The sequence below is a fragment of the Cecembia sp. genome (assembly GCF_007126775.1).
Classification (GTDB): Bacteria; Bacteroidota; Bacteroidia; order Cytophagales; family Cyclobacteriaceae; genus Cecembia.
Genome location: NZ_SLAP01000021.1, coordinates 37486 through 56350 on the forward strand (window position 1 = coordinate 37486; position 18865 = coordinate 56350).

The 18865-nt window shown below is 41.1% G+C and carries 16 protein-coding genes; 13 read left to right on the forward strand and 3 right to left on the reverse strand.

All coding sequences use genetic code 11. From position 1 onward, the window contains the following. The gene (ruvB, locus tag QZT73_RS01600) at positions 1-1035 is read right to left on the reverse strand and encodes a Holliday junction branch migration DNA helicase RuvB (RefSeq protein ID WP_291786257.1); all 1035 of its coding nucleotides are present in this window, start codon (positions 1033-1035) and stop codon (positions 1-3) included. A gap of 156 nt (positions 1036-1191) precedes the next feature. Here ruvB and QZT73_RS01605 point away from each other — a divergent pair, with 156 nt between their 5' ends. The 12 genes from QZT73_RS01605 to QZT73_RS01660 all read left to right on the forward strand — a co-directional run bounded on the left by QZT73_RS01605 (position 1192) and on the right by QZT73_RS01660 (position 15217). Continuing rightward, entirely contained in the window at positions 1192-2253 is a 1062-nt protein-coding gene (locus tag QZT73_RS01605) for an FAD:protein FMN transferase (RefSeq protein WP_291786259.1), read from the forward strand. 20 nt (positions 2254-2273) lie between these two features. Further along, entirely contained in the window at positions 2274-3053 is a 780-nt protein-coding gene (locus QZT73_RS01610) for a zinc permease (RefSeq protein WP_291781896.1), read from the forward strand. Between the two features lie 132 nt (positions 3054-3185). Beyond that, the gene (locus tag QZT73_RS01615; protein WP_291786261.1) at positions 3186-3608 is read left to right on the forward strand and encodes a helix-turn-helix domain-containing protein; all 423 of its coding nucleotides are present in this window, start codon (positions 3186-3188) and stop codon (positions 3606-3608) included. Between the two features lie 139 nt (positions 3609-3747). Then, positions 3748-5193, forward strand: a complete 1446-nt coding sequence (locus QZT73_RS01620; protein ID WP_291781902.1) for a porin — start codon at positions 3748-3750, stop codon at positions 5191-5193. A gap of 21 nt (positions 5194-5214) precedes the next feature. After that, positions 5215-5478 carry a DUF4212 domain-containing protein gene (locus QZT73_RS01625; RefSeq protein WP_291781904.1) on the forward strand — a complete coding sequence of 88 codons (264 nt, stop codon included), beginning with the start codon at positions 5215-5217 and terminating at the stop codon, positions 5476-5478. Between the two features lie 20 nt (positions 5479-5498). After that, on the forward strand, positions 5499-7202 hold the full coding sequence (locus QZT73_RS01630) for a sodium:solute symporter family protein (protein WP_291781907.1): 1704 nt from the start codon (positions 5499-5501) through the stop codon (positions 7200-7202). A 107-nt stretch (positions 7203-7309) separates the two neighbouring features. After that, complete coding sequence (locus QZT73_RS01635; RefSeq protein WP_291781910.1) at positions 7310-7522, forward strand: hypothetical protein; 213 nt, start codon at positions 7310-7312, stop codon at positions 7520-7522. Further along, positions 7512-10256, forward strand: coding sequence for an ATP-binding protein (locus QZT73_RS01640; RefSeq protein WP_291781913.1), 2745 nt, complete (start codon positions 7512-7514; stop codon positions 10254-10256). The genes QZT73_RS01635 and QZT73_RS01640 overlap by 11 nt, the downstream gene beginning before the upstream one ends. Further along, positions 10249-10605 (forward strand): response regulator, encoded by a 357-nt coding sequence (locus QZT73_RS01645; RefSeq protein WP_291781916.1) that lies wholly within the window; start codon positions 10249-10251, stop codon positions 10603-10605. Before QZT73_RS01640 ends, QZT73_RS01645 begins: the two co-directional genes overlap by 8 nt. A 34-nt stretch (positions 10606-10639) precedes the next feature. Further along, the gene (gene acs / locus QZT73_RS01650; protein ID WP_291786264.1) at positions 10640-12532 is read left to right on the forward strand and encodes an acetate--CoA ligase; all 1893 of its coding nucleotides are present in this window, start codon (positions 10640-10642) and stop codon (positions 12530-12532) included. Positions 12533-12594: 62 nt separating this feature from the next. Continuing rightward, the gene (locus QZT73_RS01655) at positions 12595-14541 is read left to right on the forward strand and encodes a DUF294 nucleotidyltransferase-like domain-containing protein (RefSeq protein WP_291781922.1); all 1947 of its coding nucleotides are present in this window, start codon (positions 12595-12597) and stop codon (positions 14539-14541) included. Between the two features lies 1 nt (position 14542). Continuing rightward, entirely contained in the window at positions 14543-15217 is a 675-nt protein-coding gene (locus tag QZT73_RS01660) for a 3'-5' exonuclease (protein ID WP_291786267.1), read from the forward strand. Positions 15218-15237: 20 nt separating this feature from the next. Here the strand turns inward: QZT73_RS01660 and fucP are convergent, their stop codons facing one another. Continuing rightward, the gene (gene fucP / locus QZT73_RS01665) at positions 15238-16503 is read right to left on the reverse strand and encodes an L-fucose:H+ symporter permease (RefSeq protein WP_291786269.1); all 1266 of its coding nucleotides are present in this window, start codon (positions 16501-16503) and stop codon (positions 15238-15240) included. A gap of 260 nt (positions 16504-16763) precedes the next feature. On the opposite strand from fucP, the gene QZT73_RS01670 reads away from it, so the two are divergent. Beyond that, positions 16764-17792, forward strand: a complete 1029-nt coding sequence (locus QZT73_RS01670; RefSeq protein ID WP_291781930.1) for a serine hydrolase domain-containing protein — start codon at positions 16764-16766, stop codon at positions 17790-17792. A 296-nt stretch (positions 17793-18088) separates the two neighbouring features. On the opposite strand, the gene QZT73_RS01675 is transcribed toward QZT73_RS01670, so the two are convergent. Further along, on the reverse strand, positions 18089-18862 hold the full coding sequence (locus tag QZT73_RS01675) for an SDR family oxidoreductase (protein ID WP_291781931.1): 774 nt from the start codon (positions 18860-18862) through the stop codon (positions 18089-18091). Positions 18863-18865: the final 3 nt, after the last annotated feature.

Sequence of the window (18865 nt, forward strand, 5' to 3'; positions counted from 1 at the left end):
TTATTCGAACAAACTTCCTGTACTTCCTCCAAAATTGGGTTTGATTTTAAGATGGTTATAAGCCAATTCGGTGGCCATTCTTCCTCTTGCGGTCCGCTTAAGATACCCTTCCTGAATTAAAAAAGGCTCATAAACTTCCTCAATGGTTTCCGCTTCCTCCCCACAGGCTGTAGCTATGGTTCCCAGGCCTACGGGCCCCCCTTTAAATTTTTCGATGATGGTCATCAGTATCCTGTTGTCCATTTCATCCAAACCATTTTCATCTACATCGAGGGCATCCAAAGCCATTTTGGCAATTTCCAGATTGATTTTGCCATCACCTTTGATCTCTGCAAAATCCCGGGTTCTCCTGAGAAGCATATTGGCAATCCTTGGTGTTCCACGACTTCTTCTTGCAATTTCAAATGCGGCCACATCATCAATTGGAGTCTGTAAAATACTGGCAGACCTTCCCACAATATCTGTTAACAATTTGGCATCATAATATTCCAGACGGGAATTGATACCAAAACGCGCACGAAGTGGAGAAGTCAGCAAGCCGGAGCGGGTGGTTGCTCCTATAAGGGTAAAAGGACTAAGTGAAATTTGTACTGACCTCGCATTTGGCCCTGAGTCCAACATTATATCGATTCGGAAATCTTCCATGGCAGAGTACAGGTACTCCTCTACAATTGGGTTCAAACGGTGAATTTCATCGATAAAAAGTACATCTCCTTCTTCCAAATTGGTCAAGAGCCCCGCCAAGTCGGAGGGCTTGTCCAAAACGGGACCTGAAGTAATCTTTATCCCTGCTTCCAACTCATTGGCAATAATATGGCTCAATGTAGTCTTTCCCAAACCTGGGGGGCCATGTAAAAGCACATGGTCTAAAGGCTCATTTCTTCTTTTGGCCGCCAATACAAATATTTTCAAGTTCTCTACGATCTTGAACTGACCGGTAAAATCGTCAAAACTCAATGGCCTCAAGGCCTTTTCTACTTCCCTGTCTGAGGAATTCAATTTTTCCTTATCACCGCTCAAATAATCTTCTCTCATACCTTATGCTTCAGCAATTACAAAGATATAAATTTAGCGCAAGGCAGAAAGGAGTAAAATGCGTATACCCTAATATTGCAATATTGTTGCATTTTTTATGGATTGGAACTTTATTTGGAAAATATCCATTAACTTTCGAGAAAATTACAAGATTAGATGAGAAGTAATGCCAATAAAAATATAATTTATTCCATAGTATTGCTCTTGTTGGTGGCTATTGTCTATTTATACAGACAAAGTAATTCGGCTCCTAAGGCAGAGTCCACAGTTTTAAATCCCAATAAAATTACGCTGACTGGGAACACTATGGGGACGAGCTACAGAATCGTTTACCTGGACGAAGAAGCAAGAAATTTTCAGCAAAGTATAGATTCTCTTTTACTTGTTTTCAACCAGTCGCTATCCACCTATATTCCGGAGTCTGAGATCAGTCGCTTCAACAAAGGTGATTCTCTCATATATGATTCTCCTTTTTTCTATCCTGTTCTCGTTTCCAGTAAGGAGATTTTTGAGGTGACCGAAGGAGCATTTGATCCCACTGTAGGTCCCTTGGTAAATTTATGGGGATTTGGGCCGGAAGGACCCCAACTCAATGACAGTATAAGGATCGAACAGCTTTTACCTTTGATAAATTTCGACAATATCATATTTGATGAAAAGCGGGTAAAAAAGGGTAAATCAGGTATTAAATTAGATTTTAGTGCCAATGCAAAAGGTTATGGTGTGGATATTTCGGCTGAATTTTTATCCAGCAAGGGGATAAATAACATGTTAGTCGAGATTGGGGGAGAGTTAGTGGCAAGAGGAGTAAATGAAAGCGGAGAGATATGGAAAGTAGGGATAAGCAGACCAGAGGAAGAAGAAAGACAAGAAAACCTATACAGTGTGATTGCACTTCATAATAGAGCCATGGCTACTTCTGGCAATTACCGGAATTATTATGAGATCGATGGTAAGAAATTTTCCCATACCATTGATCCTTCCACAGGTCGTCCGGTAAATCATGGATTGCTGAGCGCTACAGTTGTAGCCGATGATTGCATCACAGCAGATGCAATAGCCACTGCCTTGATGGTTCTGGGTACAGAAAAAGCAATCGCATTGCAGCAGAAATACGGTGATTTTGAAATTTTTTTGATTTATAATGACGCGGAAGGAAATATTGGCTCCTATGTCAGTGAAGGTCTTGAACCCTTTCTTTCTTTTGTCAACAATTAACAGGCAAAGACCCAAAAAAGATGGTATTAAACTTTATCCTTTTATTTGCTACAGCTATGCTTGCCGGAGGATTGGCGTATTTTATTCCAAGTTGGGAAGAGCGGTATTTTAAACTTGTTCTTGTTTTTGCAGGATCTTATTTGTTTGCCATCACAGTGCTTCACATCTTACCCGAATTGTTTATGGATGCAATTGATGCTCCAAAAATGGGACTTTATATTCTTGTTGGGTTTTTTCTGCAGCAAATTCTTGCCCTTTTTTCTACGGGAGTTGAACATGGACATATCCATCATCCCAGTCATCAGCATGCGGCCAATGCAGGCGTATGGACCATCATGATAGGCCTATTTATGCATGCTTTTCTTGAAGGGACCCTCTTAGGGAATGAAGGTTCTTTATCTGCCCACCTGCATGATCATAGTGGGCATGATCACCACCATCACCACCACCATGGAAGTAATAATTTGCTCTTTGGAATTTTGTTGCACAAAGGACCAGAGGCATTTGCACTGGTTGCAGTCTTGATGAGCTCCTTAAAAAAAAGGTGGATTTTTGCTTTGCTTACCATATTTGCGCTTGCTTCTCCTTTGGGTATGTTATTGAGCAATTACCTTTACGAAAGTAAAATCCTAGGTGGTGGAACCATGAATGTTTTCTACGGAATCGTTGCGGGCAGTTTCTTGCATATCTCTACCACCATTTTCTTTGAAAGCAGCCCAGATCACCGATTCTATTTGAATAAAGTGATTGTAAGCATGATTGCTTTTGCCTTGGCCATTTCTCTTGAAATGCTTCTCTAGATTTTTTGATTCTGATTTTGGAAAAATTCATTATTTTATTTTGTTTTAGCAGACAATAAACAAAATCGTAGCTCTTTTTGCTAATATGATATACTTTCGCTAAATTTATATATAAAACACAAATACGTTTTTATGGAGAAGCCATTCTGCCCCAAATGTGACCATACCAAAATTGTTAAAAGTGGTGTTGTAGGAGGAAGGCAGCGGTTTAAGTGTAAAAAATGCGGTTACCATTTTACAGTCAATAAACTGGGAAAGTCCATCGATAAGTATTATGTCGTAAAAGCTTTACAACTCTATGTGGAAGGTATATCTTATAGGGAAATCGAAAGAATATTGGGTGTAAGTCATGTCTCTGTCATGAATTGGGTCAAACAATACAAAATCAAAGCCCCTGAAAATTACGATTACCGGCCTACTTATAAAGTGCTCAACCACACAGAATTGGTCAAATATATGGCTCAAAAAGAGAATTTAACAGATACAGGCATGCTGATTACAGAGCTAGGAGACAAATTCATGATTATTAAATGGGAAAGGTTCAGAAACCGTTAAACCAAATATAATTTTTTAACTATACTTATTTAACATTTATATACAGCCGTTTTTTCATTCACCAATCTAGTTCCCAAATTAGATTCCACTTGTTGTTCGGGCCCGACTTCTATAGTCAATAACAACAAACCCAAAAACCATGAAGTTTAAATTGAAATGGCTATACAGCTTTATAGGCATTGTTCTGTACTGTATACCCTCCTTTGGTCAAGACACCCTGTCTACTTATATGGCAGCCAAAGATGAGATGTTTGTAGCCCATGAGTACAAACCACTCACCCTAAAACTTTCTGAGGACGGCAGCAAATACATACGTTTTCTGGTTTGGAACCAATTGTGGTTGCGTTCTACAGAAAATAATCCCGGAACCCTTGGTGTAGATGGTCAGCCTAAGGATAATTCCTTTGATATTGGTATCCGAAGGGCAAGATTCCTAGCATATGCGCAAGTTTCTCCCCGCTTTTTGGTGCTTACCCACTGGGGAATCAACAACCAAACTTTTACCAATGGAGGTGTACCTGGAGGAGGGCTGACGGGAAACCCTGGAGGCCTACCGGTAAGCGTAAATCCTGAAACAGGCGTGGGGACTGCCAATGGCATGTCCGCCAAAAAACCCCAACTCTTCTTCCATGATATTTGGACGGAATTCAAAATCCTGAATGAACTTTATTTAGGTACAGGTTTGCATTATTGGAACGGAATTTCCAGAATGACCAGCCACAGCACTTTGAATTTTATGGCCATTGATGCACCTATTTTTAATTGGCCATTGATAGAACTGACTGATCAATTTGCCCGGCAGTTTGGAATTTATGCAAAAGGACAGGTTAAAAAATGGGATTATAGACTGGCACTTAACAAACCTTTTTCAGTAGGCAATGGAGGACGATTTGATGAAGGCAGGCAGGTTCCAATAGCCGCCAATATAGTCAATGATAACTGGGCAACACAAGGTTACATCGCTTACCAATTTCTGGAAACTGAAAATAACAAGTTGCCTTTTTTCGTAGGTTCTTATTTGGGATCCAAAAAGGTATTCAATATTGGAGGAGGTTGGCACCACCATGCAGACGCCACCATGTCAAGAGCTGCTGATGGAACTGCCAACCTACATGATATCAAGCTTATTGGTTTAGATGCATTCCTTGATATTCCACTAAACCCTTTGACAGGCACGGCACTTACCTCTTATGCAGTATTCTACAGCTATGATTTTGGTCCCAACTACATGCGGAATGTAGGAATTATGAATGTGGGTTTTGGAGCAGGATCTACCCAAAACGGTCCTGGTAATGCACAGCCAACTATCGGTACAGGAAATATCTTCTATTCTCAAACGGGTTTTCTCTTACCCAAAAGTATTCTGGAGGACCATGGCAGAGTTCAGCCATTCGGTGCAATCACCCATAAAAACTTTGAATTGTTTGAAAGCAGCTCATGGCAATATGACTTTGGTTTCAATTATTATATGAATGGCCATCAGGCTAAAATAACCTTACAATACAGCAACCGTCCCCTATTTGAAAATTACCGAAAAAGTGGATCTGCTGGAGAACTCATTCTACAAACACATATTTTCTTATAAAAACTAATAACCCAAAATACAATGTCTGAACAAAAACTAAAAATGAAAGCCTACTGGAAAAAGAATCTTAAAACGCTTCTCATCCTATTGGCAATATGGTTTCTGGTATCCTTTGGATTCGGAATCCTATTGGTCGAACCTTTGAACACCATCCAATTTGGTGGATTTAAACTGGGTTTCTGGTTTGCACAACAAGGTTCAATTTACACATTCGTAGTATTGATCTTCGTCTACGTGTACCGCATGAACCAATTAGATAAAGAATTTGACGTCAACGAAGAATAACCACTAACCAAACTACAAACATGGAAATCTTAACTTGGACATATATATTGGTAGGTGCATCTTTTGCAGTCTACATTGGAATCGCAATCTACACCAGGGCAGGTTCTACTAAAGAATTTTACACAGCAGGTGGTGGGGTATCTCCTTTGGCCAACGGAATGGCAACAGCAGCAGACTGGATGTCGGCAGCTTCTTTTATCTCTATGGCAGGGATTATCGCCTTTTCAGGCTATGATGGATCGGTGTACCTGATGGGCTGGACAGGAGGCTACGTACTGCTGGCCTTACTCCTTGCCCCATATCTTAGAAAATTTGGGAAATTTACAGTGCCTGATTTCGTGGGAGACAGGTATTATTCCAACAAAGCACGCGTGGTAGCAGTAATCTGCGCCCTCTTTATTTCCTTCACATACGTAGCAGGACAGATGCGTGGGGTTGGGATAGTTTTCTCAAGATACCTTGAGGTGGATATCAACACAGGCGTAATAATCGGTATGTGTATTGTCTTTTTCTATGCCGTATTGGGTGGTATGAAGGGAATCACCTACACGCAAGTTGCCCAATACTGCGTACTGATTTTTGCTTACATGGTTCCTGCAATTTTCATTTCTATGCAGCTCACAGGTAATCCCGTTCCACAATTGGGTTTTGGTGACTCCGTAGCCGATGGCACACCACTTTTACAAAAACTCGATGGAGTGCTGTCAGACTTGGGTTTTGCAGAGTATACCTCCGGAAGAAAGGGAATGGCAGATATATTTGCAATTACACTTGCGCTTATGGTGGGCACTGCAGGCTTACCTCACGTGATTGTAAGATTCTTTACGGTACCTAGGGTAAAAGATGCCAGACTTTCAGCAGGATATGCACTTGTTTTTATTGCTATCCTATATACTACTGCTCCGGCAGTAGCTGCATTTGGCATCTACAATGCCATTGATACGGTAGCTGGACAACCTGTGAATGAGCTTCCGGAATGGGTAGGCAATTGGCAAAAAACAAACCTGATCACAATTGATGACAAAAACGGAGACGGAATAGTACAGTACACGCCTGATTTAGCGACTAACGAGATGAATATTGACCGTGATATTATGGTATTGGCAAGTCCGGAAATTGCCCAATTGCCCAACTGGGTAGTAGGTTTGGTTGCCGCAGGAGGGATGGCTGCCGCACTTTCTACGGCTGCAGGTTTACTACTGGTGATTTCCACTTCTGTATCCCGTGACCTATTCAGGACTTTCAAACCAAACATGACAGAGAAAAGAGAGCTTTTGATTGCACGTATTTCTGCAGCAGGTGCGGTGGGATTGGCAGGTTACTTCGGCGTAAACCCTCCCGGTTTTGTAGCAGAAGTAGTGGCATTTGCCTTTGGACTTGCGGCAGCATCCTTCTTTCCTGTCATTATAATGGGAATTTTCTCAAGCAGGATCAATAAAGAGGGTGCAATTGCAGGAATGGTTTCTGGCTTGGTATTTACTATTCTTTACATCACCTACTTCAAGTTTGGCCAAAACCTCTTGAATCTTCCTCCTGAGGCGGTATCTTCTGACAAATGGTGGTTTGGTATTTCTCCCGAAGGGATAGGTTCTATTGGTATGCTGATCAACTTTATCGTATGTTATCTTGTATCCAAGGCCACACCTGCACCTCCACAGGAAGTCCAGGATATGATTCAGGAAATCAGAATTCCAAGAGGTGCCGGTAAAGCACACGATCATTAAATAAAGGTTGATGATAAGGTAAAAGGGACTCTGGCAGAACAAATGTCAGAGCTTCCCTTTTTTCAATAAAGCAAAAACCGTAATTTATACTTTCATAGATCTGTAAAATGAAAGCAAAAGCGAAAGGCCAATATTTGTGGGTATTGTTTTTTTTGGGATTATTTCTGTTGAATTATCCCTTGCTGTCCCTGTACAATATTCCGGAAAAATGGAGGGGAATCCCCCTGCTTTTTCTATTTCTCTTTATTTTCTGGGCATTGATCATTGCCTTGACTTACTGGATTATCAAAAAAACAGCTGCTCCAAAAAATGCTGAGTAAAGGTTTGATCATAGCATTTACTTTCGGCTATCTGGCCTTGCTTTTTGCCATTGCTTTTTTTTCGGAGCAATCGGCCAAAAGAGGGAAAAGCTATGCGACCAATCCTTATATCTATTCCCTTTCCTTGGCTGTTTACTGTACTGCCTGGACCTATTATGGATCTGTGGGCAGAGCAGCCACAAATGGGCTGGAATTCCTTACCATCTATATTGGCCCTAGCTTGGTTGCCCCACTTTGGTGGATCATCATGCGGAAAATCATTAGGATCAGTAAAGTCCAAAGAATTTCCTCTATAGCAGACTTTATTTCCAGCAGGTATGGGAAAAGCATTTCATTGGGCGGTGTAGTAACCGTCTTCTGTTTAATCGGTATCATCCCCTACACCTCTATTCAGATCAAAGCTGTGGCCACTTCCTTTGATATTCTCCAGTATTCAGATGCGCCACTTCAGGCATTTCAAGTTCCCTTCTATCAGGATACAGCTTTCTATCTGGCTTTGGGACTCGCTTTTTTCACCGTTCTCTTTGGGACGCGCGATGCAGAAGCAACAGCCCAGCATGAGGGTATGGTGGTAGCAGTGGCTTTTGAGTCTTTGTTCAAGTTGATCGCGTTCCTTACAGTTGGAATATTTGTCACCTATTTTGTATATGATGGATTCAGAGACATTTTCGATCAAGCCAGTTTGAGGAATTTCGAGTATCTATTTTCCCTGCAAGGAGAAAATAGCGCTTCTGAATGGTTCTGGATGAGTGGTCTTTCAATGATGGCCATCTTGTTTTTACCAAGGCAATTTCAAATGGCGGTGGTAGAAAACAGCGATGAAAAGCATCTGGACAAAGCCATGTGGCTTTTTCCCCTCTATCTTTTACTCATCAATGTGTTTGTATTTCCTGTAGCAATAGGGGGCTTAGTACATTTTTCAGATGCCAATGTGGATGCAGACACTTTTGTTTTGGCCTTGCCCATTGCTTACAACCAGAATTGGTTGGCCATTTTGGTTTACCTTGGCGGTTTTTCTGCAGCCACAAGCATGATCATTGTCTCCACAATTGCCCTTTCCAATATGGTGAGCAACAATCTGATCATCCCCCTTTTATTGCTCAATCAAAAGTTCAAAAGCAAACTCCAAAATGAATTGGGTGATAAAGTGATTTGGATCAGAAGAACAACTATTTTTTTGATCATCTTCTTGGCCTATATCTACTACAAAGAAGTATCAGGGCAGTTTTCTTTGGTTTCCATAGGCTTGATTTCATTTGTAGCTATCGCGCAGTTTGCTCCTGCAATTTTGGGGGGAATATTTTGGAAAAATGGTGCAAGATTAGGAGCACTCTGGGGAATCATTGCAGGTTTTACAATCTGGTTTTTCACTTTGGTGATACCTACCATTGTATCTGCAGGTTACCTACCCCAAAGCTTGATGACAGAAGGTCTTTTTGGAATTTCAGCTTTGAAGCCATATAGCCTGCTGGGAATGGAAAATATGAGTTACGTTACCCATGGCTTGTTTTTCAGCCTTTCCTTAAATCTCCTCCTATATATCGCGATTTCCCTTTTCACTGATCAGACTTCCAAAGAACATAATCAAGCCTTGGTCTTTGTAGATATCTTCAAATACAGTACCACATTGGACAGCTCCATTATTTGGAAGGGACAAGCTTACCTGCCAGATCTCAAAGCTTTGCTCCATAATTTTATCGGTGAAGAAAAGGCAGAAAAAGTATTTCACCAATACCTCAAGCATAGTGGCAAACCTTTAAGCTCCAACAAGTATGCTGATCCAGAATTGGTCAATTATTGTGAAAGGGTCCTCTCCGGTATCATCGGATCGGCTTCTGCCAGGATCATGGTAGGCTCTGTGGTCAAAGAGGAAGAGATCAGCATGGAGGAAGTGTTGGGAATCCTGAAGGAAACCCAGGAGCTTAAATCACTCAACCTACAATTGAAACAAAAGAGCAAGGAACTTAAAAAGGCTTCAGAGAAGCTATCTGAAATGAATGAAGCACTCCGATTAAATGATATGCTCAAAGATGAATTCATATCCACCGTCACGCATGAAATGAAAACGCCAATCACCTCCATTCGGGCTTTTTCTGAAATTCTTTTGGATGAAGATCTGCCTGAAAAGGATAAAAAGAGGTTTCTCAACATCATCATTGATGAAACTAACCGAATGAGCCGATTGATAGACCAGGTACTGGACCTGGAGCGCTTTGATTCGGGAAGACAAAAGCTTAACCTCGAAAAAACAGATTTAAAAATATTGATATTACAGGCTGCGGACAGCATGTTACAAGTATTCAAAGAAAAAGGATTAAAATTTGAGATCAAGTTGGACTTCGGTGAATTGGAGCTTATCATTGATGAAGACAGGATTAAGCAGGTAATTTTAAACCTGCTATCCAACGCTTCTAAGTTTGCCAAAAGTAAGGTGATCTTAGAAGCAAGATATGAAGGAAATGATCATTTCCTCATCTATGTCAAGGACGATGGCAAAGGAGTTCCGGAAGAAGAGATTCCTTATATTTTCGACAAATTCTTCCAGGCCAAAAACCAAACGAGCAAGAAGCCCATCGGCAGTGGACTGGGTTTGGCTATTTCCAAAAAAATTGTGGAATACCATGGTGGCAGTATACATGTCGGAAGAAAGGACGGAATGACCTGCTTTGAATTTGTTTTACCAATAAATGAGGATGTTAATAAAAGCATAAACTACCCGATTGACCATGAATAAAATATTAATTGTCGACGACGAACCCAATATCTTGTTATCCCTGGAATTTTTATTCAAAAAAGAGGGATACCGGGTATTTATTGCAAGAGATGGAGAAGAGGCTTTGGGCATTATTGAAGAAAATCATCTGGAATTGGTGATATTGGACGTTATGATGCCCAGGGTAGATGGCTATGAAGTATGCCGTCATCTCAAAAAGAACCACCAAACCACAAAGGTGGTATTCCTTACTGCTAAAAGTAAGCAACAGGATATTCAAAAGGGGCTGAGTTTAGGAGCAGATCTATACCTGACAAAGCCATTTTCAACAAAAGACTTGGTAAATAAGGTCAAACTATTAATGAATTAAATCAATTTACAATAACCAAATAAACAATAGCATTATGAGTGATAGGATTCACACCCTCAGCGGTTACTTCTACGAATATCAGAAATCAGTGACTGAACCGGAAAATTTCTGGGCACGTATTGCAGATTCCTTCCATTGGAAAAAGAGATGGGATAAGGTGCTCAAATGGGATTTTGAGGGCCCAAATGTACAGTGGTTTGTCAATGGTAAACTCAATATCACGGAAAATATTTTCGAGAAGAACCTTTTTGCTTATGGAGATAGGGTAGCACTGATTTGGGAGCCAAATGACCCCAAAGAGGAGAGTAAAAAAATAACATATAAGGAGCTTTATCACCTGGTTTGTCAATTTTCCAATGCACTCAAATCAAAAGGAATAGGTAAAGGAGACCGTGTGATCATCTACATGCCCATGATCCCTGAAGCTGCAGTAGCCATGTTGGCCTGTGCCAGAATTGGCGCCATCCATTCAGTAGTCTTTGCCGGTTTCAGTTCAAATGCGCTGGCTGATAGGGTAATTGACTGTGAAGCCAAAGCCATCCTGACAGCTGATGGCAATTTCAGGGGAAATAAAAAGATCCCAGTTAAAGCGGTGGTGGATGAAGCCTTGGAAAAGTCCTCTGTAGAAACCGTGATTGTTTGTAAAAGAACAGGTCAGGATGTGGATATGAAAGCAGGAAGGGATTTCTGGTGGGATGAGATGATTGAAGGCCAGGAGGATCACAATATCGCTGAAGAAATGGACAGTGAAGACCCTCTTTTTATTTTGTACACATCTGGATCAACAGGAAAGCCCAAAGGAGTGGTTCACTCAACAGCAGGCTATATGGTCTATACCAAATATTCCTTTGAAAATGTCTTCCAATATGCCCCTGGGGATATCTATTGGTGTACTGCGGATATAGGTTGGATTACAGGACATTCCTACATAGTCTATGGCCCTTTACTGGCCGGGGCTACCACTTTGATGTTTGAAGGAGTGCCAACTTACCCTGACGCCGGTAGGTTCTGGCAGGTTGTGGAAAAACACAAAGTAAACCAGTTCTATACTGCTCCAACTGCAATCAGAGCCCTCCAGGCTTACGGAACTGATCCGATAGAACCTTACAACCTAGACTCATTAAAGGTATTGGGTTCAGTAGGGGAACCCATCAATGAGGAAGCTTGGAGATGGTATTATACCCATGTGGGAAAATCCAGATGTCCTATAGTGGATACCTGGTGGCAAACCGAAACTGGAGGTATTTTGGTTTCACCGATTGCCGGGATTACCCCCACCAAACCTGCATATGCTACCTTGCCCTTGCCAGGTATACAACTCTGTATTGTAGACCCGGAAGGGAACGAACTTACCGGAAACTCAGTAGAAGGTAACCTCTGCATCAAATTCCCTTGGCCGTCCATGATCAGAACCACTTGGGGAGACCACGAGCGCTGTAAGCAAACATATTTTTCTACCTATAAAGGCATGTACTTTACAGGGGACGGAGTCAAAAGGGATCATGATGGCTACTACAGAATCCTTGGACGTGTAGACGATGTCATCAATGTTTCCGGACACCGTATGGGTACAGCTGAGGTTGAAAACGCCATCAACGAACATCCATTGGTCATCGAATCCGCAGTAGTAGGCTATCCACATGACATCAAAGGTCAAGGTATTTATGCCTATGTGATCTGTGACATGACAAACAGGACAGAAGAAAATCTGGTCAATGAGATCAAAGACACTGTCTCTAAAATCATTGGTCCAATTGCCAAACCTGATAAAATCCAGATAGTACCTGGGCTTCCAAAAACCAGGTCAGGAAAAATCATGAGAAGGATTTTGAGAAAGGTAGCTGAAGGAGCAATTGACAATATGGGAGATACCTCCACTTTGTTGGATCCGGAAGTAGTCAATCAGATTATTGATGGCAGAAAATAAAATGAAAATTCAGAGCCCGATTCCTTTCCAAATGGAATCCGGGCTCCAAAAATACTTCCATCATGGCGAATGTTATTGTCAACAGGGTCAAAGAATTTCTCAAACGCTATCCTCCATTTAGCTTTCTGCATGAGGCTTCATTGGAAGAAGTGGCAGGGCAGGTTGAAGTGCGCTACATTTCCCAGAACGAATTTCTTTTCAAGCAGGGGGATGTTGCCCAACAATTTTTCTTTGTTCTCAAGGAAGGATCAGTCCATTTGACAGAAACAAAAGAAGAAAAAGAAAAAGTAGTAGAAGTATGTGATGAAGGGGACGTATTTGGCGTATTGGCCTTATTGGGGAAAAGACCCTACATCTTAAATGCCCAGGCCAAAGAAGACAGTTTAATTTATGCTATTCCTATAGAGATTTTTGAAAAGACCTTACATGAAAACAGTAGGGTTGCCTTATATTTTGCAGCAGGATTTGCTTCAGGACAGGTGGTTGTGAGGACTGACCTATCCCAATCCCAGAAAGCCAGAACTAGCTTTAAGGAAGTTTCAAGAGATACTGGCTTATTAATTTTTACAGGTCAATCAGATCTGAATTATTCTTCTCAGGTACTTACCTGTTCCCAAGGAACGGCCATCAGGGATGCCGTGGCCTCTATGGCGGAAAAAGGTGTGGGATCCATTGTCATCACAAATGCAAAAAAACATCCAGTAGGTATTCTTACAGACAAAGATTTAAGGAACAGGTTGATCGCCCAAAATAAAGGCTATGATACCGCTATTGATGAACTGATGACTTCACCAGTGATCACCAAAAATAAAGACAGCCCTTTTTCAGACTTGTACCTGACCATGATCAAAAACAGGTTGCACCACCTCATTTTCACAGAAGATGGTACTTCTGACAGCCCCATTACAGGCATTCTCTCTGACCATGATATACTACTTTCCCAGGGCAATAGTCCTGCGGTATTGATCAATGCCCTTTTGAATACCTGGGATGTATCTGAAATGGCCAAAATCAGAGACCGTGCTGAGCGCCTTTTAGAGTATTACCTTGAAAACGAAGTTTCCATAGACTTTGTGGCCAGTATTATTTCAGAAATTAATGATACCATTATACGGAAAGCCGTACAAATGGCTTGCAAAAAACACGGCAATAATCACCCTGAAGCCGCTAAAGTCAAATTTTGCTTCCTTTCATTAGGCAGTGAAGGCAGGGAAGAACAATTGCTGAGAACTGACCTGGACAATGCCATTGTATTTGAAGATGTTCCGGCAGAAAAGTTAAAAACTACGCAGGAATACATGCTGTTGATTGCCCAGGATGTAATAGAAACGCTTCTTACCTGTGGCTTCCAAGCCTGTCCTGCAGAAGTAATGGCCAATAATCCTAAATGGTGCCAACCCCTTTCAACTTGGAAAAACCTGTTCGCTGATTGGATACACAGTCCCAATCAGCAGGCTTTGATGAATGCCACCATTTTTTTTGACTTTCGACCAATCATCGGCCAAAAAGCTTTAACTGAAGAATTATCCGAACACATTTTCAATGAAATATCTGCAAAGTCAATTTTCCTGAATTTCCTTGCAAAAAATGCACTCCTAAATCCCGCCCCATTGGGTTTTTTCAGAAACTTTATCGTAGAAAAATCAGGGGAGCAAAAAGATAAGTTTGATATCAAACTCAGGGCCATGATGCCTTTGGCAGATATTGCAAGGCTCATGGTACTTAGTCATCGTCTGGTAGGTATTAACAATACCTTTAAACGCTTTGAAAAATTAGCTGAAATAGAGCCTAATTACCGAGAACTGATGTTGGAAGCTGGAAAAGCCTATGAAATCCTGATGCGCATGCGTGCCAGTGAAGGTTTACAGGCCGGAAATTCCGGCAGGTACATACAGCCTGAGAGGTTAGGAAAACTACAAAGGCAACTGCTAAAGAATGCTTTTGCACCCATAGATGAACTACAAAAGATCATCCGGGTAAGGTTTCAGTTAGATTATTTTGGAAGTTGATATGGGTTTTTTCGATTTCTTAAGACCAAAGCCAATCCCCAAAGCCACTTTTGTAACGGCTTATGAAGGTCTTTTTGAAAAGAAGATTCCTGCTGTTAGACCCATATCCCAATTGAATTTTGTGGTATTGGATACTGAAACAACGGGACTCAACCCCAAAATGGATTATATCATTTCCTTTGGAGGCATCAAATTGAGCCATTTTTCTATTCCAGTCCGTAACTGTAAAGAAATGTACCTCAAAGTTCCCATAAAAAATGCGGAGGCCATTCAAGTGCATGAACTTATTCGTACCAAAGATCCGGTAGCGCTGAGGGATTTTGCAAGGGAATTTTTAGAATTTATTGGACCGCACATCCTCGTGGGACATCATGTCGGATTTGATTTGGCGATGTTGGAAAAAGCTTTAAGACCATTTGGATTGAAAAAGTTACAAAACCCTGTCCTGGATACACAGTACTTTGCAATGCGCTTAGAGAAAGGCATTCAATACGATCCCAGTATGGGAAAACCAGGTGAGTTTACATTAGACAGTCTTTGTGAGCGGTATGGCATTACTTTGGACGATAGACATACAGCGGCTGGCGATGCCTTCCTCACTGCACAATTGCTGATGAAACTCCTGAAGTTGGCCGAAAAAAAGGGAATCAAAGATTTTGGGAGCTTATTCCGCTAAAAAAGTTTATCAGATTTATCTTATATTAATCCCGCTTCTTCTGTCATCTCCTTGGATCTCCAACCAAAAATCAGCACTACAAAAAAACATGAAAATGGTACCCAAAAGGACAACGCTATGCTTCCGGTAAAATCAGATACCAATCCCTGAATAGAAGTTAGTACAGCACCCCCCAAAATGGCCATCACCAGTCCGGATCCTCCCAACTTTGTATCTTTCCCTAAGCCCCTAATTGATAAGCCATAAATGGTCGGGAACATCAAAGACATGCACAGAGAAATCAGGACCAAGCTAACCACACCAGGCATACCCCCGCTGTAAATTACGGATAAGCAAAGCAGCATGGCCAAAACCGCAAAGAAAACCAAAAGCTTTTTTGGAACAAAGAACCCCATCAAATAGGTATTGATAAAACGGGTAACCATAAAAAGAACAATTGCATAAAGGTAGTAGGTAGCTGCCTCTGCTTCATTCAGACCCAATTCCAGCATTACATAGCGGATAGTAAATGACCAGACACCGATTTGGGCGCCAACATAAAAAAATTGGGCAATTACCCCTGTACGATAATTTTGATTGGCCATCAATCTACGAAACCCACTTTTCAATTGAAGTTCTTTTCCGGTATCCTTCCCATCGGGCATTTTCAAATAATAAATAATCAGCCAAATAAGTAGCATGACCAAGGCAATACCTACGTAAGGCCCCATAACAGCCGATAATTCTGCCTTTTGTATTTCAAATAGTGCTGCACTATCCATGGAAGCCCGTTCTTCGGCAGATGCCTGGTTCAAATGGGATAGTATAAAATATTTACTCAACAATACCCCCATAATGGAACCGATAGGATTAAAAGACTGGGCCAAATTAAGCCTCCTAACCGCAGAGTTCAGGGGACCCAATTCAAAAATATAGGGGTTAGCCGTAGTTTCAAGGACTGCCAAGCCCCCTGCAAAAATGAAAAGGGCAAAAAGAAAATGCCCGTATACCATACTGATACTGGCCGGATAAAACAATAAGGCACCCATTACCGCCAGACCCAATCCAATGAGAATCCCAGACTTATACGAATACTTCTTGATCAAAATGGCAGAAGGAATGGCAAGGCAAAAATATGAGCCATAAAAGGCTATTTGAATCCAAGATGTCTGAAAATCAGACATACTCATGATTTTTTTAAAGGCCGCCAATAGCGTATCCGTCATGTTATTGGCCAATCCCCAGAGGAAAAAGAGGGAAGTAATCAGGACAAAAGCCAATCTTTGGGAAGGGATTATTTTCTTCACAGCGTGTTTAGGTGTTAAGACCAGCTTAAGTTATACCAAAATATCATTCCCTCAAAACACTTTCTATAGATCAGGCATTTTGCTAAAACAGAGAAATGTATCGGTAAGATTATTCCCATATTGTTTATATTTAAGGGAAAACCTTTTTAGCAATGACAGCAGCATTAAAATTTCACGCACAACAACCCTTCAAAACAAAACGTATCGGCAAGTATTTCTCACTGTTCATTCTACTTGGAATTTGGTTTATTCCAAATACAATGGCTCAAGAAGAAAAAGCAGCCAAAGCCATAGAAAATGCAAGTTCCAAGGGTTTTTCCGGAGTTTTGCTTTTGGCAAAAGATGGAGAGGTGATTTTTGAAAAAGCTACTGGATACCGCTCTTTTGAAAAAGAGATCCCTTTAAAACCTACTGACATTTTCGAAATGGCTTCCATCTCCAAACAATTTACAGCCATGATGGTAATGATCTGTGCTGAAAAAGGATTGTTGGGCTATGATGATTTGTTACAAGAGTACCTGGAAACGCCCTACTCAGGCATTACTATCCGTCAACTGCTTACCCATACCAATGGCCTACCGGATTATCAGGAAGTAATGGACAAGCATTGGGATAAAAGTAAAGTTGCTGATAATGCAGCCATTTTGGAATATTTAAGTATTTATCAACCTCCTATATTGGCCCAACCTGGAGAGCAATACGAATACAGTAATACTGCCTATGTTTTTCTAGCCAGTATAGTGGAAAAGGTAACTGGTAGGGATTTTATCGAAATATCAAGGGAATGGATATTTAAGCCATTGGGAATGAGTTCCACAGATATCCGGACCTTGGAGGAAAAGTCTCAGGTAAGCCATTTTGCTGCTGGCCATCTGAAAGATGATCAGGGAAACTATATCAATGCTAACAAATTCCATGCATTTGATTATACGGTATGGCTGGGCAACAGAAAAGGGCCCGGAAGAGTAAGCAGTACAGTGAGCGATCTGCTAAAATGGGACCAGGCACTTTACACAGAAAAGTTGATTAGCAAGGCAAGTCTGGAAGAAGCATTTAGTCCAATGACCTTGCAGGATGGCAGTCTAAGCCAATATGGATTTGGCTGGGATTTAGACTTAGCGTCAGAATGGGGCAGTATTGTGTCTCATACTGGGGACAATCCTGGCTACAAAACCATCATCGTGCGGTTTATTGACCAAAATAAAACCCTGATTATATTGAATAACAATGCCCATGAAGCCATGGACGAATTGATCAAGAGCTGCATGGAGGCTTTGGGGAATTGGTGATTCCAAAAATTGAAAATTTCTACCTGCCTCCATACGTTTTTCCGGCATAGTAAAAGAAATTAAGGGAGATATTCGGAAATTTAAAATTTTTCCACTTTATTCGAATTTATATACTAATTCTACTTTTAGATACACTTTTTTGAATTTTTTATAATTATTCAAGAATAAATTAAATTATTTTTAACGGTGTTTAAAAAATTTACATCGAACAATCAGAACACAAATACCTTTTGGCTTGCGGTATCACCCACTAAAGCACTGATTTTTATCCATTCATGTCTTCCTGGTAAAAAAGTTTAACTTTTAGCCAAAACACCCCCATCAATGGTAAACGCAGAACCTGTGATCCAGGAAGAATCGGCTGATACAAGAAACAAACAAAGATTGGCAACATCTTCAGGCTGGCCCAAACGCTGCAGGAGGGTATTTTTACCGGCATTTTCCACAGCTTTAGCAGGATCTGGAAAAGCAGAAGCAGAAGCATGGATGAAAGGTGTATCCACAGGGCCCGGACAAATGCTGTTGACACGTATACTTGGCCCATATTCCACAGCTGACTGTTTGGAGAATGCGAGTAAAGCAGCCTTTGAAGAACAATAAGCCGGATGGTTGGGAAATGATTTGTATGCAGCAATAGAGGTATTGATCACCACACTGGCTGAGGGCCTTTTAAGTAATTCTGGGATGGCAAACTTCAACAAGAAAAATACCGCATCCACGTTCACTGCGAAGGTTTTTCGCCATAGGGAAGGCTCTAATTCTGTAATGGCCCCTAATCCAAGCATTCCGGCGTGGAAAACAACACCATCTAGTTTGCCAAAATACTGCAAAGCAGCTTCTACCAAAGCTTGATTGTATTTGAATTCTGCCACATCTCCTGGAATAAAAATGGCCTTGCCTCCTATCGCTTCAATTTCGGAAACCATTTTATTGCCCCTATCCAAATTTCTACCACTGAGCACCAATTCAGCCCCTTCTTTGGCAAAAAGAAGTGCTGTGGCTTTCCCCATTCCACTGCTAGCACCAGTGATGATAAAGGTTTTCCCTTGTAACTTTTTTTCTGTTCCCATTAA

Coding starts and splice junctions, on each gene's coding strand:
- ruvB (WP_291786257.1), bottom strand. CDS start 1,035: ATGAGAGAAGATTATTTGAGCGGTGATAAGGAAAAATTGAATTCCTCA.
- QZT73_RS01605 (WP_291786259.1), top strand. CDS start 1,192: ATGAGAAGTAATGCCAATAAAAATATAATTTATTCCATAGTATTGCTC.
- QZT73_RS01610 (WP_291781896.1), top strand. CDS start 2,274: ATGGTATTAAACTTTATCCTTTTATTTGCTACAGCTATGCTTGCCGGA.
- QZT73_RS01615 (WP_291786261.1), top strand. CDS start 3,186: ATGGAGAAGCCATTCTGCCCCAAATGTGACCATACCAAAATTGTTAAA.
- QZT73_RS01620 (WP_291781902.1), top strand. CDS start 3,748: ATGAAGTTTAAATTGAAATGGCTATACAGCTTTATAGGCATTGTTCTG.
- QZT73_RS01625 (WP_291781904.1), top strand. CDS start 5,215: ATGTCTGAACAAAAACTAAAAATGAAAGCCTACTGGAAAAAGAATCTT.
- QZT73_RS01630 (WP_291781907.1), top strand. CDS start 5,499: ATGGAAATCTTAACTTGGACATATATATTGGTAGGTGCATCTTTTGCA.
- QZT73_RS01635 (WP_291781910.1), top strand. CDS start 7,310: ATGAAAGCAAAAGCGAAAGGCCAATATTTGTGGGTATTGTTTTTTTTG.
- QZT73_RS01640 (WP_291781913.1), top strand. CDS start 7,512: ATGCTGAGTAAAGGTTTGATCATAGCATTTACTTTCGGCTATCTGGCC.
- QZT73_RS01645 (WP_291781916.1), top strand. CDS start 10,249: ATGAATAAAATATTAATTGTCGACGACGAACCCAATATCTTGTTATCC.
- acs (WP_291786264.1), top strand. CDS start 10,640: ATGAGTGATAGGATTCACACCCTCAGCGGTTACTTCTACGAATATCAG.
- QZT73_RS01655 (WP_291781922.1), top strand. CDS start 12,595: ATGGCGAATGTTATTGTCAACAGGGTCAAAGAATTTCTCAAACGCTAT.
- QZT73_RS01660 (WP_291786267.1), top strand. CDS start 14,543: ATGGGTTTTTTCGATTTCTTAAGACCAAAGCCAATCCCCAAAGCCACT.
- QZT73_RS01670 (WP_291781930.1), top strand. CDS start 16,764: ATGGCTCAAGAAGAAAAAGCAGCCAAAGCCATAGAAAATGCAAGTTCC.
- QZT73_RS01675 (WP_291781931.1), bottom strand. CDS start 18,862: ATGGGAACAGAAAAAAAGTTACAAGGGAAAACCTTTATCATCACTGGT.